Origin of the sequence: Streptomyces sp. A2-16 (genome assembly GCF_018128905.1) — a bacterium.
Classification (GTDB): Bacteria; Actinomycetota; Actinomycetes; order Streptomycetales; family Streptomycetaceae; genus Streptomyces.
Map to the genome: position 1 here is coordinate 4,039,219 of NZ_CP063808.1, position 14,223 is coordinate 4,053,441.

Consider the following 14,223-nt stretch of genomic DNA (forward strand, 5'->3'; position numbering starts at 1 on the left):
TCAGCTCGCGCAGGTGTTCAGGAAATCGCTCACCTATGTCATTCGGGACTTGGGGCGCGGAGACCGCGCGACCGTCGAGTTGGCACTTCCCGGTGCCCGGGGTGACGATGGTGGAAGGCGCACGCTTTGGCCATGGCCTTACAACTCAGGTGCCGCAAAGCGGAGTTATCTCCCTCTCTTTCCCGTATCGCATTGTCGGATCCCGATAAGGCGAGCAGTGTTCGAGGGAGGCTTCAGCGCGTCCTCCCAGGGGGCATCATGACCATCTCCGACGCACAGCTGGCGCGGGAGAAGAACATCCGGATCGAACAGGTGCCGCTCCTGCGCAGGAGCCGTGGCGCGACGAACGAGACGCTCCAGGGCCTCCCGGACGCCGCGATACGGCGCGCGCTGCGCCGCCTGAACCACCCCGACCTGCCCAACGCGCGACGGCTGTTCAGGCTCGAACAGGAACGCGGCGACGACGGCACCGTCCCCGCGAACGCCCAGGGCACCGCCCTCGACCGGATGCGCGCGCGGCTCGGGATCGCTGAGCCGCCTGCCGCGCAGACCGCGGGCGTGCCCACCGGCCCGGCCGCCGAGGGCTTCGCCGCAGGCCCGACCCCGACGGCCGGGATGCAGCTGACACAGTGGGAATGGCTGGGCCCGGGCAACATCGGCGGCCGTACCCGCGGCATCGTGATCCACCCCGAGGATCCGCTGAGGATGTGGGCCGCGAGCGCCGGCGGCGGTGTGTGGCACACCGGTGACGGCGGCCGGAAGTGGGCGCCCGTCGACGACTTCCTCGGCAATCTGGCCTGCTCCTGTCTCACCATGGACCCCGCCGCCCCGATGACGATCTACGTCGGCACCGGCGAGGGCTTCTCCAACGCCGACGCCCTGCGCGGCAACGGCGTGTTCCGCACCACCGACGGTGCGAACTGGGCGCCGATCACCGCCACCCAGACCGCGGACTTCCGAGCCGTGACCCGGATCGCGGTCTCCCGCACCGGCGAGGTGGTCCTCGCGGCCACCACGACCGGCCTGTTCCGCTGCTCCGACTCGGAGCGCAAGCACTGGACGCAGGTCCTCGACGTCCCCCTCGGCATCGTCCTGTTCGACCCCACCGACGACCAGCGGGCCGTGGCGGGCGCGCTGGACGCCGGCGCGGCCTTCGTCAGCTCCGACGGCGGACGCACCTGGCAGACCGCCACCCACGAGAGCAAGCCGTGGTCGGGGCGGGTGGAACTCGCCTACGCGGCCAAGGACCCCGCCATCGTGTACGCCTCGGTCCAGATGACCAGCGGCCGCATCTGGCGCTCCACGGACGGCGGCCGGACCTACCGTCTGCGCAGGACCCTCGACTCCAGCGGTCAGGTGGCCGACTACCTGGGCGACCAGGGCTGGTACGGCAACGCCGTGTGGGCCGGTGACCCGACGGACGCGAACCTCGTCGTGCTCGGCGGGGTCGACCTGTGGCGCAGCACGGACGGCGGTGACCACATCACCGAGATCAGCACCTGGTGGCACCCGCGATCGGTGCACGCCGACCACCACGCCATCGTCTCGCACCCGTCGTACGACGGCACCGCCAACCGCACCGTCCTGTTCGGCAACGACGGCGGCGTCTTCATGGCGCAGGACCTGTCCCGGACCGGCACCGAACCGGAGCCGCCGTTCGTCGAAGGATGGACCGAGCTGGACAACAACTACGGCGTCACCCAGTTCTTCTCCGGAGCCGGAAACCGGATCACCGGAAAGATCATCGGAGGTGCGCAGGACAACGGCACCCTCTGCTTCGACCCCGCCCTGGGCGCCGAGGGCTGGCAGCAGATCTTCGGGGGCGACGGCGGCTGGTGCGCCTCCGACCCAGACGACCCCGACGTCTTCTACGGCGAGTACGTCTTCCTGAACATCCACCGCAACACCGACGGCGGCACCAGCGACGACACCGACGGCGACCGCTACATCAGCGGCCAGTTCTGGAACGAGACCATCAGGGAGTGGGACTGGAAGCCCCTGCCCTTCCACATCCCGGACGCCAAGAACAACCAGGCGCTCTTCATCGCCCCGTTCGCGCTCGACCCCAACAACGCCGACCGGCTGCTCGCCGGCGGACTGTCCCTGTGGCGGACGAACAACGCCAAGGAGCCCAACACGCCCTCGTCCGGGCCCACCTGGCAGGCCATCAAACCCAGCGCCGGATCGAAGATCAGCGCACTCGCGGTGACACCCGGCGACTCCGACCGGATCTGGGTGGGACACGTCAACGGCATGCTGTTCCGCACCACCAACGGCACGGCGGCGACCCCGTCCTGGGCGCGGGTCGGAGTGACCGGGCCCGACCGGCTGCGTCCGAGCCGCTACTGCACCTGCGTCACCGTCGACCCGCGGGACCCGGAGACTGTCTTCGTCGCTTTCGGCGGATTCGAGGCGGACAACCTCTGGGTGACCCACGACGGCGGCGCCCGATGGAGCCGGCTCGCCGAGACACTCCCCGACGTCCCGATCCGGGCGGTCGCCATCCACCCCCGCCGTACCGAACTGCTGTACTGCGGTACCGAGGTCGGGCTCTACGCCAGTGAGGACCGCGGCGTGACCTGGTCGGCGACCAACGAGGGGCCCGCCAACTGCTCCGTCGACCAGCTGTTCTGGATGGACGAGACGCTGGTCAGCGCCACACACGGCCGCGGCATGTTCCGAATCGACCTGTCGACGGTCTGACCGGGCCCCGACCAGGCACACATCGAAGGTGACGGCGATGACACGAGACATGCGTCTGCGGGGCCGTATCGAGGCGCTGGCGGCCGGCCTGTGCGCACTGCTCTTCCTGGTGACGCTGATCTGGCCCGACTGGATCGAGGAGGTCTTCGGAGTCGACCCCGACCAGCACAGCGGTGCCCTGGAGTGGGCGATCGTGGCCCTGGCCCTGGCCGCCGCGGTGACGTTCTCCCTGCTCGCGCGGAGTGAGTTCCGCAGGGCCCGGACCCTGTCCGCCGCACGGCAGATCAGTCGGTGAGGTGGGCGGTGAAGAAGCCGGTGAGCTTCTCGACGGCCTGATCGACGTACTGCTTCCTGTCGTAGAGGTCCACATGACTGGCGCCCTTGATCCAGTGGATCTCCTTGGGGCCGGTGGCGCGCTGGTGGGCCTCGACGGCCATCCACGCGGTCACGGCGCGTTCCCCGATGATCTGCAGGACGGGCCGGGGGCCGATCAGCGGGACGGCGAGGAAGGCGTCGTGGAGAGCCATCCGGTCGATGCTCTCCCAGGCGAGGGTCTTCGCGGAGCGCTCGTGCCCGCCGCGCGGGGTGCAGTAGTAGTCGAAGCCCTCGGCGCCGTGCTCGCCGCCGAGTGCGCGAGCCTGCTCCACCGTCTCCGGGAACATGGTCATCGTGCCGGGGTCCTCGCCGCGTGCGGCGGTGCTGCGGGCCGCCGCGGCCGCGTCCAGCAGGGCCTGGAAGACGGCCGGGTCCTGGGTGCCGTCGGCCCCGAGGCGGAACTGGCGGGCGGGCTCGGCGGTGGACACGGCGGCCACGGCCCTGACCCGGTGGTCGCCGCCCGCGGCCGCCAGCGAGTAGCTCCCGGAGGCACAGATGCCGAGCAGCCCGACGCGGTCGGCGTCCACCTCCTCGCGCGTGGTGAGGTAGGAGACGGCGGCCTTGAAGTCCTCCACCCGCTGCGCGGGATCCTCCAGACCCCGGGGCAGCCCACCGGACTCGCCCTGGTGAGCGGCGTCGAAGGCGAGGGTCACGAAACCGCGCTCGGCCATCAGCCGCGCGTACGTGCCGGAGGTCTGTTCCTTCACGGCGGTGCCCGGGTGGCCGACCACGAGCGCCGGCCGCGGACCCGACGCCGGTGCGTCGGGGGTGTGGAGGTGGCCGACGAGCGTGATGCCGGCGCTGTCGAAGGTGACGGTGGTCCGAGCCATGAGGCACTCTCCCGAAGACGGTGACGACGTGTCGTACGCACCCGTGCGGCGGACCCTGAGTCCGCACCCCGCCGGGCACACCTCCACGTTCGTTCGGTCCGCGCACCGGCGGGAGAGTCAGGTTTCTGCCTGGGAAAGAACGTGCCCCCTCACCCCGTGTGCCGTGGCGGGCGCGGTGCGCGGACACTGGTGTGCATGACTTCCGACTCCGACGCGCGGGCGCTGGGCGCCTTCCTCAAGGCCCGCCGGGCCCAGCTCACCCCGGGGGAGTGCGGCCTCGCCGAGACGGACCTCGCCCGCAGGGTCGCCGGGCTGCGCCGTGAGGAGGTCGCCCAGCTGGCCGCCATCAGCGTGGACTACTACACCCGGCTGGAACAGGGCCGGGTCCGGGCGTCCGTACCGGTGCTGACCACCCTGGCCCGCGCTCTGCGCCTCGACGACGACCAGCAGCGGTACCTCTACGAACTCGCCGGCCGGAGCGACGCCCGCCCACGCCGCCGCCGGCCCGTCCAGCGGCTGCGTCCGGCCATGCGGCGGCTTCTCGACCAGCTCACCGGGACCCCCGCGCTCGTCCTCGGCAAGCGCCTGGACATCCTGGCGTGGAACCCCGCCGCTGCGGCCCTCTACACCGACTTCTCCGCCCTCCCGGCCGACCGGCGCAACTACCTGCGACTGGTGTTCACGCACCCGACGGTCCGGCAGCTGCACCAGGACTGGGCCCACGACGCCCGCGAAGCCGTCGCCGCCCTGCGCCTGGAGGCGGCCGCGGACGCCGACGATCCCGAACTCGCCACGCTCGTCGGCGAACTGTCCCTCCAGGACCCCGACTTCCGCACCTGGTGGGCCGAACACCGCGTCAGCAGCGCCAGTTACGGCACCAAGCACTACCGGCACCACCTGGTGGGCGACCTCACCCTCGACTGCGACACCTGGGCCGGCTCCGACGGCTCCGGACAGCGCCTGATGATCCTGACCGCCGAACCCGGCACCCCCTCCCACGACGCGCTGCGCATCCTCACCTCATGGCCCGCCGGGCACCCGGACGCCGACCGCTCCCAGGACCTGACGCGGTGATCGTCCACGGACGACAAGCCGGGAATGAACCTGCAGCGTCCGCACGTTGACGACCGCCGACCGACTCTCCCGCCCCGGGAAGAAAGCAGGCTCATGACGTCCTCGCCGAGCACGATGCGCGCGGTCCGGCTCTCCGCCCCCGGCCCCGTGGACAACCTGCGGCTGACCACGCTCCCGCTCCCACCCGAGCGGAACGGCTGGGTCCGCGTCCGCGTCGAGGCGTTCGGCCTCAACCGCTCGGAGCTGAAACTCAGGCTGGGCCTGGGGGTGGGTGTCAGCTTCCCCCGGGTGCCGGGCATCGAGGCCGCCGGCACCGTCGACGCGGCCCCGGCCGGCAGCGGGCTGGTCCCCGGGCAGAAGGTCGTCGCGATGATGGGAGACATGGGCCGCACCTACGACGGGGGCTACGCCGAGTACACCTCGGTGCCGCTGTCCCAGGTCATCCCCGTCGACACCGACCTGCCCTGGGAGGTGCTGGGCGCCCTGCCGGAGATGGTGCAGACCGCCTACGGCTCGCTCACCGTCGGCCTGGACCTGAGACCCGGTCAGTCCCTGCTGATCCGGGGCGGCACCTCCTCGGTCGGTCTGGCGGCGGCCGCCCTGGCCACCTGGCGCGGTGCCACGGTGCTGTCCACGACCCGGCGGGCCGACCGCCTCGCCCTGCTGACGGAGCACGGTGTCGACCACCCCCTGCTCGACACCGGCGAGATCGCGCCCGCCGTGCGCGAGCTGTACCCGGACGGCGTCGACGCCGCCCTCGACCTGGTCGGCACCCCGACCCTGCCGGACACCCTGCGCGCGGTACGCGTGCACGGCACGGGGTGCTTCGGCGGCAGCCTGTCCAACCAGTGGACGGTGCGGGACTTCTCCCCGAACGAGTACCTGCCGAGGGGTGTGCGCCTCGCGGGCTACTTCGGCGACGCCGCCGATCTCCCCCGGGAGACGTTCCAGGAGATCCTCGAGGCGGTGGCCGCCGGGCGCCTGGCGTTCCCCGTGGACCGTGTCTACGACGGCCTGGAGCAGGTGCCGCGGGCCCACGACGACATGGAACACGACCGGGCCACCGGCAAACTCGTCGTGCGCGTCCGGCATTCGGCTGCACAGGAGTAGCACCCTCAGGGCTGGGGACTTGAAAGGCAGGCCGGGCGTGGCGGCGTACCCATGGGAGCCGCACCGGCCAGGCTTCTCCGGTTCAGCCATCGAGCCGGGGAGGCCGCGGTCAGGTGAGGCCGGGGTCGGATGGGGCCCCGGTCAGGTGAGGCCGCCCTTCTCGCAGACCTGGCGGGCGACCTCACGGAGCTTGACGTTGTTCTCCTGCGAGTAGCGGCGCAGTACGTCGAAGGCCTGCTCCTCGTTGAGGCTGTGGCTGCCCATGAGGATGCCCATCGCCTCGCCGATCGCGTGGCGGGTGGCGACGGCCTGCTCCATCTGCGCGTGGGTGCGAGCGGCAGAGAGGGCGACCGCCGCGTGGGAGGCGAGCAGCCACCCGGCGAGCTCGCTGGCCTCGGTGAACGCCCCTGGCTCGCGCGAGTACAGGTTCAGCGCGCCGAGGTCGTCTTCCTCCGTGTACAGGAGGAAGCCCATCATGCTGCCCACGCCGAGGGCGCGGGCCTGCGGGGCGAAGTCGGGCCACCGCTGCTGCTCGGCGGTGAGGTCGGCGATCCGGAAGACCCGCGCGCCCTGCGAGGTGCGGGCGGCGTCGAAACAGGGCCCCTGAGCCAGCCGCTCCTGGAGCCGGTCACTGTCGATGACCAGCTGGTCCGTGGCGGCGAGCGTCTCCACCTTGTGGTCGTGCAGCACGAGGATCCCGGCGGCCGTACAGCCCTCCACGAGCTCGGTGGCCGAGTCGGAGATCCGGCCGAGCGTGCTGCTCACCGAATCCTGCGCCAGCAGATCGCGGGCCATCGCCGCCATCTGCCGGGCGAAACGACTCCAGTCCAAGACGTCCTCCAGTAGCTTCCGCGAAAGGCCTCCTACCCCGCTTTCCACGAACCTCACGACGGTACGCACCTTCCCCGGGCTTCCACCCGTACCGGCCCGGTGCGGGCCACGGCGACGCGGCTCCGCGCCACGGTGGGAGCAACCCGGCGGTAGGGTGGCCGAACCGTCGGTCGAACCGGTGAGCGAGGTGGGTGGTGGCGGTGGAGTGGCGAGAGTTCGGCGAGGCGATGGCCCAGCTCGCGCGGAAGCTGCTGGCGCAGGATTCGGTGCAGGGGACACTGGACGAGATCGCCGAGTCGGCGGTGCGCCTGGTGGAGGGCTGCGACGCGGCCGGGATCCTGGCGGTCCGCAAGGGCCGCGCGGTCACGCTGTCCGCCTGCGGCGACGTGGTGGAGGCGTCCGACCGGCTGCAGGGTGAGTTCGCCGAGGGCCCGTGCTTCGATCTCGCCGCCCGGGCGGACGGCGAGAACGGCGAGCGTGTGTTCCGCATCCCGGACATGACCGAGCCGCAGCCGTCCTGGCCGCGCTACGGCGACGCCGCCCGCGACCTGGGCATCGGGAGCATGACCGGGGTGCTGCTCTACACCCATGACGAGGACTTCGGCGCGCTGAACCTCTACTCGCGCCGTCCCGGCGCCTTCGGCGAGGAGATCGAGACCGCCGGCTGGATGCTGGCCTCGCACGCCGCCGTGGCCCTGGCCGACGCCCGCACCATCGACCAGCTCGAGGACGGCATGAAGACCCGGCACGCCATCGGCGAGGCCATGGGCATCCTGATGGAACGGCACAAGCTGAGCGAGGAAGACGCCTTCAACGTGCTGCGCCGCATCTCGCAGCAGCACAACATCAAGCTGCGCGACGTCGCCCAGCGGGTCCGTACCGACCGCGCCGGTCGGGACTGACCCCCACCTTCGGCGTTCCGGCGCCTGCGTACGTCCCCGGGGCCCGGGTAGCCGCAGGAGTGGCAACCGGCCGCAGTGGTGAACGCGACGAAAGAGTTCTACATGGTCATCCCGCTGACGAAGCAGGCGGCAGATGAACTGGACGGTGACGATCTTGCCAGGCTGCGCTATGCGGCGGCCTGGGGCCCGAGCACGCCCCACGCCGTGGAGGCGCGGCGGGACGTACGCGCCGTCCTCGCCCACGCTCCGTGCGGCGACGCCCCGCCCGTCCCCGCGTCCTGCCTCACGGACGCCGAACTCGTCGTCAGCGAGCTCGTCACGAACGTCCTGCGGCATGCTCCCGGCCCCTGTGCGCTGACGCTGCGGCTGTCCGGCACGGAGCTGTCGATCAGCCTGTACGACACCTCGCCCGACGCGCTGGAGGTCCAGCCGCCCGACCGCGGCCGCATCGGCGGGCACGGTCTGTACCTGGTGCACTCGGTCAGTGACAGAGTCGTCGTGACGCGCCGCGGCCGGGGCAAGGAGATCACCGCTCACCTGCGACTTGTTCCGGATGACGACGACGGCACGGCCGAAGAACCCGGGCGGACGGTCAAGGCCGACGCGCGCTGACCAGCCAGGCGCGGGAGTCGAACCAGACGCCCGCGCCCGTGTCGTGCGCCTCCAGAGTCCTCGACAGCCGATCGAGCGCGCGCTCGGCGGATACGGCATCCAGCTCGCCCACCCGGTCGCCGGCCATGCGCAGCTGGAGTACGGCATCCCGCGCGCGGGCCGCGTCCGGGCCGTAACAGACGGGCTCGCGCACGTCGACGACGTCCACCGCCGTGAAACCGGCCGCGGCCAGCATCCCGGCCACGCCCTGCGGATCGGACAGCGCGAACGCGCCCGCTGTGGAGTCCGACGCCGACGGCGGGTGGCCGCCGGCGAGCGCCTCCCGGATGGCGGTGTGCCACTCCTGGAGGTCGGCGGCCTGCCAGACCAACTGCACGAACCGACCACCTGGGCTCAGGGCCCGTCCGATGTTGGCGAACGCGGCCACCGGGTCGGAGAAGAACATCGTGCCGAACCGACTGAGGGCCAAGGTGAAGTGCTCCGGCACGAACGCGTGGTCCTGCGCGTCGCCCTGCACGAAGTCGACATTGTCGAGCCCCTCCGCACCGGCCTGCTGCCGGGCCCGCGTCAGCATCGGGCCCGAGACGTCGACACCGAGCGCGGAACCCGGCGACGCCGCCCGTGCCGCCTGCCGGGTGGTCCCGCCGGTGCCGCAGCCGATGTCGAGGACCCGGTCACCGGGCCGGACGTCGAGTGCTTCCCACAGCCGCTCCTGATAGCGAACGAGCTCCGCGTCGTAGTCGAACAAGGCACCTGCCTCCTCATGCCGCCGGGCCGTCGCGGAGCACGCCCCGCACGGTGTCGAGCCCCGCACCCGGGTCCAACTCTGGCAGCCACCACGTCGCACCGGCTCGCGCGTAGGGCTCGGGGTCGACACCGAGGGGCAGTCCTACGGCGATGTCGTACGAGTCCATCCGCCCCTGGCGCAGTGCGGTGAGGGAGCCGACGACCTCGGCGAGCTGGTCCGGATGCCCGAGATTGGCGGGGAAGAAGCCGTCGAGCCGTGCGGCGCGGCGGATCGGCTTGGCGTTGCCCGGGAATCCGGCGGCCCACACCGGGACGCCCGGGCGTTGCACCGGCCGCGGCAGGAAGGTGATGTCGTCGACGGTGTAGTGCTCGCCGCGATGGCGCACCGTCTCGCCTGACCAGGCTGCGGCCAGGATGTCCAGGGACTCGTCGAGCATCTGCCCGCGCCGCCGGGCATCGAGCTCCTCGCCGGTCCTGGACAGCTCGCCGGCGAACCGGTCGCTGCCCAGGCCGACGCCGAGGGTGAGGCGGCCGTCGCTGAGCCGGTCGAGTGTCGCGCTCTCCCGCGCCACCTTGGCCGGCCGGCGACGGGGAAGGACCGACACCATCGGGCCGAGTCGGATGCGCTCGGTCGCGGTCGCGATGGCCGCCAGAGTGATCCACGGGTCGGCGACCTGCCGGACCGGCGCCCGCCAGCACAGCTGGTCCCACACGAAGCAACCGTCCCATCCGGCCTCCTCCGCCTCGGCGGCGAGGCGCCGGACCACCCGCGGATCGGCGAGTTCCTCGAAGAGCGGCAGCCACAGAGCCGACCGCAGCCGTTTCATGAGCGACCTCCCCGCGTGTGCCGTACCAGAGCCGCCACGAAGTCGTCCCACACGGGACGCGGGAGGTCGTGTCCTGCCCCCTTGAGGACCAGCAGCCGCGCGCCGGGGATCGCGTCACGCAGCGCCTCGCCGTGCGGCAGCGGCAGCAGTGGGTCCAGGTCACCGTGGACCACGAGGGTCGGCGCCGCGATGTCGCCGAAGCCGCCGTGCGCCGGCTCGTCGTACTCGACGGCGAAGTGGTTGGACAACGTCGACGCGTAGTTCCCGGCGCGCGCCACGTCGTGTCGGACCAGTTCCCGGATCGCGGCCTCGTCGAAGTACGGCGAACCTCCGGAGCAGGCCCTCGCACCGTCGACGACGTACTCGACGAGCGCGGCCGTGTCGGAGACGTCCGGCTCGGCAGGCATGGCCAGGTCGCCCGAGGGAGGCGGCAGATCGTCGGCACCCGTCGAGGTGGAGAGGAACGTCAGCGACGCGATGCGCCCGGGATGGTCCACACCGAGGATCAGTCCGGTCCCGCCGAACATGGACTGACAGACCAGATGGGCGCGCTCGATGCCCAGGGCATTCAGGATGCCGAGCACGTCGAGGCTCAGATCCATGAGCGAGTAGTCCGGCCGGCCAGGCGGCCGGAAGGTCGACCGGCCGGTGTCCCGGTGGTCGTACCGGACCACGAACCGGCCATGGGCGGCGATCTGTTCGCAGAGGTCGGCGTCCCACCACAGCATCGAGGCGGACGCCCCGGCGACCAGCACGACGGCCGGGGCCGTGGGGTCTCCGAAAGTCTCGACACACAGCTCGACGCCGTTGATCGCGAGCAGCTGCTCGCCGTGCGATTCATGTGAGGTCATGTCCAGCACGCTAGGGTCCGCGAGTGCATTGTGAAAAGCGATGATTTCCGATGGACGCGATCGCTTCTGCCGATAGATGGTGGCTAAGCTGGAGGACGTGAGCACTATCGAGGTCCGCCATCTGGCGGCGATGGCCGCCATCGCCGAGGAGGGCTCGTTCGGCCGGGCGGCCGTCCGCCTCGGGTACACCCAGTCGACCGTGAGCCAGCAGATCGCCGCGTTGGAGAGGACCGTCGGAGGCCCGGTGTTCGACCGGCCGGGCGGCCCCAAGCCGGTGCGGCTCACTCCACTCGGCCTCGTGGTCCTGGACCACGGCCGCGCACTGCTGGCGAATGCGCAGGCGCTGGCGGACGCCGTCGAGCGGTTCCAGGCGGGGGACGGCCGGATCGACATCGGCACGTTCCAGAGCGTGTCCAGCATGATCCTGCCGTCGGTCGTCCGACGGCTGCGCGACGAACACCCCGGCTGCGACATCAGGTTGTCCGAGGAGGAGCCGGAGCAGCCGCAGCTCGGCGACCTCGACCTGCTGTTCTACGACGGCCGCATCGACGGCGACGTCGAGCACCGGAAGCTGCTCGACGATCCGTATCTGCTGGTCGCCGGCGCCGGCGTCTTCCCCGAAGGTCCGGTGCCGCTGGAGCGGCTCGACGGCGTACCGATGGTGGCCTGGCCGCTGACCTGCGACCAGCCGGCGATGGAACAGGCCGTCGCCCGCAGCGGCGCCCGTCCGCGGATCGTGTTCCGCTCCGCGGTCAACGACACCCTGCTGTCCATGGTGCGGGCCGGCCTGGGATCGGCGCTCCTGCCCTGGCTCGTCGTCCTCGGCGCGGACGTCCTGTCGGACGACAGGCTCCGCGTCCACGAGCTGCGGCCGTCCCTGCCGCCACGTGAGATCCACCTGCACTGGCAGGCCGGGCGTATCCACTCACCGCTCGCCGCCCGTGCCGTCGACATCGCCGTGGAGGTGGCGGCGGAACTGCCACCGCCGCCGGTCGGCGCCTGACACCCGGCGCGCCGCCCGGGTGGCGATCCCACGAGGGCGCCGACCCGGGCGGTCCGCGAGGTGCGGCACATCAGGAGGTGCCGAGGTAGGTCGTCGCCTCGATGTCGTGCAGGTGGATGAGGATGTCGTGCGCCCGGCCGAAGGCGGCCGTGTACTGCGCGGGGTCGGGCCACCCGGCGCCGATGTTCCAGGTGGCGCGCTCCTTGTCCAGCCAGGCACGAGCGGGCTCGGGGGCTGTGCGCAGGTCGAGGAAGTAGTCGTCCTGGCGGGCCCTGTCCAGGGTGGCTTCGTTGGAGCCCGGCTTCGCGGCGCCCACCCGGTAGGTGCGTATCACGTCGTCGTCGGTGCCGAACGCCTTGAAGGCACCCTCGTAGAAGCTGAAGCCGATGCTGACGTAGTTCCCGCCCAACGCATCGCGCAGGAACGAGCCTTGCGTCTTGGGATACCGTGCGTCGAACGAGTCGTAGGACACATGGGTGTTGTGGGCCGACAGCAGGATCCGGTCGCCGGTGTGCCGCTGCCACCAGGCCACGTTCTCGGCCATCACCTGGTCACGGAGTCTCATCATCTGCGCCGACTGGGCCTCGTCGGCGAAGTCGAAGGCCAGGCCCCTGGCCATCTGGTGAATGGCCCTGGCGTGCTGCACCGTCCACAGCTGCTCCTGCTGGTCGGCTCCGGTGGCCGGGCGCTGCTTCCGCAGGAGTTCGTACACCTGCCCGGTCCGCTCGGCCCGCTCCCGGCGCTCGGCGAGCGGAAGCCGGAAGTACGCCTCGCTGTAGGTGCCGGCGTCGGTGGTCGGTGCCAGACCGCGGTACAGCTCGGTGACGCGCTCCAGCAACCGCGGGTACCTGCGGGCCACATAGCCGGTCACCCGCTCGTACAGTTCGGGTCCTGCGTAGCCCATGTCGTCGCCCATGAACCGCACCGGGTCGTTCGGATGGCGGAGGTTGTAGTCGCGCATCCACTCGATGAGGTCGCGGTAGTCCTGGTTGTTCCAGATCCGGTACGACCCCTGGAACTCCTCACGCGCGATGTCCTTCAGGTCGCCCTTCCCGTTCACCACGTACTCGTCGAGCCGCACGCCGCTGCTCCAGGGCAGCTCCAGGGCGAAGGTCCGAAAGCCCTTCTCCTCGACCAGGTGGCGGAAGACCCGGTGCTTCATGCGGAAGAAGTCCCGCGATCCATGGGTGGCCTCACCCAGCCCCACCACCTTGGCGCCCCCGACCATGCGGCCCAGTGCGTCGAGGTCCCGCAGACTGCCCTTCGGGTCCGTGCTCCGGAGCGGGTGGGCATGTCGTTCGAGGGCGGCGACCACGCTCCCGGCGTGCGGCCCGGAGAGCGCCGCCCTCGACACCGACACCGAGGCGGGTGACCCGTGCCCGGTGGCGCCGATGGCCGAAGTGGCCGGCGCCATCGCGCCGAGGGAGAGGAGGACCGAGGGAATGACTACTGCCATGCGTCGTGTCATGGCTACAGATTTCCGTGCGCACCGGGTGTGCCACGAACCCACCCGCTGCCCATCCGCGGGTACCGCAGGCACTACCACCGGGGGTGCCCAGGCACGTCGGAAGGCCGGCCCGGAGCTGTCCGGGCCGGTTCGATCAACGCTGTTCGGTGACGCGGCGCTTACGGCTTGGTCCGCTTGGTCCGGCGTATGGATGGTGCGGGTGGGTGCTGAGCCGCCTCGGCCTCCTCGGCCTCTGTGGAGAGTCTCGCCACCTTTGCCTGCGCTGCGGTGATGCCGCGGAGGATGAGGCGCAGGTGGGTGGTGGACTCGGGTACGGCGGCCTCGAGCTCCGCCAGCCGCCTCCGCTGCGCGGCGAGTTCGGCCCTGAGCCGCGCAGCCCGGTCGGGCGGCGGGGGAGGGGCCGATCCGTTGAAGACGACGTTGTGCAGGGGTCGTTCGGTGTGGACGGCTTCGCGTTCGGCTGCGTGTGCGTCGAGGGGGTAGTCGATCCGGACTCCGATGACGCGAGGGCCCCAGGGCTGTTGTTGCAGGTGGGTGCGGATGCGGGTGAGCGGGCAGGTGGAGATGCCGACGTACAGCAGGCCTTCGAGGCCGTAGAGCCGGTACAGCGCGGTGCGGCCCGCGGTGTGCAGACTGCCTTCCTCGTCGAACAGGCTGCGCAGGAACTGCGTGTCGATGTCGGTCACGACGCGGCCTCCCTCGGGTCAGGGCGCACGGTGGTTGTTGCGGCCCGGTTGCTGCCCGGCCCGCTGTGGGCGAGCGTTGCAGGCCCCCAGGGGCGAGCGCCGACCGGGCGCTGTTCGTCCGTGCCCTCACGCTCCCACGCGGGTGTGACAGTGCCGTGGTCGGCCGGGTTGTCCGCGAACTCCCCCGGAATTGTCCTTGATCGG

The 14,223-nt window shown here is 71.4% G+C and carries 14 protein-coding genes; 7 read left to right on the forward strand and 7 right to left on the reverse strand.

Annotated features, from left to right (window positions below; genetic code table 11):
* The first annotated feature begins 258 nt into the window (after positions 1-258).
* Both IOD14_RS18175 and IOD14_RS18180 read left to right on the forward strand, forming a co-directional pair.
* The gene (locus tag IOD14_RS18175; protein ID WP_212670782.1) at positions 259-2,703 is read left to right on the forward strand and encodes a hypothetical protein; all 2,445 of its coding nucleotides are present in this window, start codon (positions 259-261) and stop codon (positions 2,701-2,703) included.
* 37 nt (positions 2,704-2,740) lie between these two features.
* Entirely contained in the window at positions 2,741-2,998 is a 258-nt protein-coding gene (locus IOD14_RS18180; RefSeq protein ID WP_249125943.1) for an ABC transporter permease, read from the forward strand.
* Here the strand turns inward: IOD14_RS18180 and IOD14_RS18185 are convergent.
* On the reverse strand, positions 2,988-3,908 hold the full coding sequence (locus IOD14_RS18185; protein WP_212670784.1) for an alpha/beta hydrolase: 921 nt from the start codon (positions 3,906-3,908) through the stop codon (positions 2,988-2,990). The two genes, IOD14_RS18180 and IOD14_RS18185, sit on opposite strands and share 11 nt — an antisense overlap.
* 195 nt (positions 3,909-4,103) lie before the next feature.
* Between IOD14_RS18185 and IOD14_RS18190 the strand changes: the two genes are divergently transcribed.
* Positions 4,104-4,982, forward strand: a complete 879-nt coding sequence (locus IOD14_RS18190; RefSeq protein ID WP_212670785.1) for a helix-turn-helix domain-containing protein — start codon at positions 4,104-4,106, stop codon at positions 4,980-4,982.
* 93 nt (positions 4,983-5,075) lie between these two features.
* Entirely contained in the window at positions 5,076-6,092 is a 1,017-nt protein-coding gene (locus IOD14_RS18195) for a zinc-binding dehydrogenase (protein ID WP_123993431.1), read from the forward strand.
* Between the two features lie 141 nt (positions 6,093-6,233).
* Here the strand turns inward: IOD14_RS18195 and IOD14_RS18200 are convergent, their stop codons facing one another.
* Entirely contained in the window at positions 6,234-6,923 is a 690-nt protein-coding gene (locus tag IOD14_RS18200) for a GAF and ANTAR domain-containing protein (protein ID WP_249125944.1), read from the reverse strand.
* 200 nt (positions 6,924-7,123) lie between these two features.
* Here IOD14_RS18200 and IOD14_RS18205 point away from each other — a divergent pair, with 200 nt between their 5' ends.
* Both IOD14_RS18205 and IOD14_RS18210 read left to right on the forward strand, forming a co-directional pair.
* Complete coding sequence (locus IOD14_RS18205) at positions 7,124-7,825, forward strand: GAF and ANTAR domain-containing protein (protein WP_249125945.1); 702 nt, start codon at positions 7,124-7,126, stop codon at positions 7,823-7,825.
* Positions 7,826-7,903: 78 nt separating this feature from the next.
* Positions 7,904-8,437, forward strand: a complete 534-nt coding sequence (locus IOD14_RS18210) for an ATP-binding protein (protein ID WP_249125946.1) — start codon at positions 7,904-7,906, stop codon at positions 8,435-8,437.
* Here the strand turns inward: IOD14_RS18210 and IOD14_RS18215 are convergent.
* The 3 genes from IOD14_RS18215 to IOD14_RS18225 are packed head-to-tail and all read right to left on the reverse strand — an operon-like array spanning position 8,418 to position 10,862.
* Entirely contained in the window at positions 8,418-9,185 is a 768-nt protein-coding gene (locus IOD14_RS18215; RefSeq protein WP_212670786.1) for a class I SAM-dependent methyltransferase, read from the reverse strand. The two genes, IOD14_RS18210 and IOD14_RS18215, sit on opposite strands and share 20 nt — an antisense overlap.
* A gap of 13 nt (positions 9,186-9,198) precedes the next feature.
* Positions 9,199-10,011 (reverse strand): LLM class flavin-dependent oxidoreductase, encoded by an 813-nt coding sequence (locus tag IOD14_RS18220; protein WP_123993429.1) that lies wholly within the window; start codon positions 10,009-10,011, stop codon positions 9,199-9,201.
* Complete coding sequence (locus IOD14_RS18225) at positions 10,008-10,862, reverse strand: alpha/beta fold hydrolase (RefSeq protein ID WP_123993428.1); 855 nt, start codon at positions 10,860-10,862, stop codon at positions 10,008-10,010. The genes IOD14_RS18220 and IOD14_RS18225 overlap by 4 nt, the downstream gene beginning before the upstream one ends.
* A 97-nt stretch (positions 10,863-10,959) precedes the next feature.
* Between IOD14_RS18225 and IOD14_RS18230 the strand changes: the two genes are divergently transcribed.
* Positions 10,960-11,865 (forward strand): LysR family transcriptional regulator, encoded by a 906-nt coding sequence (locus IOD14_RS18230; protein ID WP_174269361.1) that lies wholly within the window; start codon positions 10,960-10,962, stop codon positions 11,863-11,865.
* Positions 11,866-11,935: 70 nt separating this feature from the next.
* Here IOD14_RS18230 and IOD14_RS18235 read toward each other — a convergent pair whose 3' ends face one another.
* Positions 11,936-13,321: an erythromycin esterase family protein gene (locus tag IOD14_RS18235; protein ID WP_249125947.1), complete on the reverse strand. Its 1,386-nt coding sequence runs from the start codon at positions 13,319-13,321 to the stop codon at positions 11,936-11,938.
* 170 nt (positions 13,322-13,491) lie between these two features.
* The gene (locus IOD14_RS18240) at positions 13,492-14,019 is read right to left on the reverse strand and encodes a GIY-YIG nuclease family protein (protein WP_123993425.1); all 528 of its coding nucleotides are present in this window, start codon (positions 14,017-14,019) and stop codon (positions 13,492-13,494) included.
* Positions 14,020-14,223: the final 204 nt, after the last annotated feature.

Excerpts from the sequence above, each read along its gene's own strand:
- IOD14_RS18185 (WP_212670784.1), bottom strand. The coding sequence starts at position 3,908 with ATGGCTCGGACCACCGTCACCTTCGACAGCGCCGGCATCACGCTCGTC.
- IOD14_RS18225 (WP_123993428.1), bottom strand. The coding sequence starts at position 10,862 with ATGACCTCACATGAATCGCACGGCGAGCAGCTGCTCGCGATCAACGGC.
- IOD14_RS18195 (WP_123993431.1), top strand. The coding sequence starts at position 5,076 with ATGACGTCCTCGCCGAGCACGATGCGCGCGGTCCGGCTCTCCGCCCCC.
- IOD14_RS18220 (WP_123993429.1), bottom strand. The coding sequence starts at position 10,011 with ATGAAACGGCTGCGGTCGGCTCTGTGGCTGCCGCTCTTCGAGGAACTC.
- IOD14_RS18235 (WP_249125947.1), bottom strand. The coding sequence starts at position 13,321 with ATGGCAGTAGTCATTCCCTCGGTCCTCCTCTCCCTCGGCGCGATGGCG.
- IOD14_RS18180 (WP_249125943.1), top strand. The coding sequence starts at position 2,741 with ATGACACGAGACATGCGTCTGCGGGGCCGTATCGAGGCGCTGGCGGCC.
- IOD14_RS18190 (WP_212670785.1), top strand. The coding sequence starts at position 4,104 with ATGACTTCCGACTCCGACGCGCGGGCGCTGGGCGCCTTCCTCAAGGCC.
- IOD14_RS18175 (WP_212670782.1), top strand. The coding sequence starts at position 259 with ATGACCATCTCCGACGCACAGCTGGCGCGGGAGAAGAACATCCGGATC.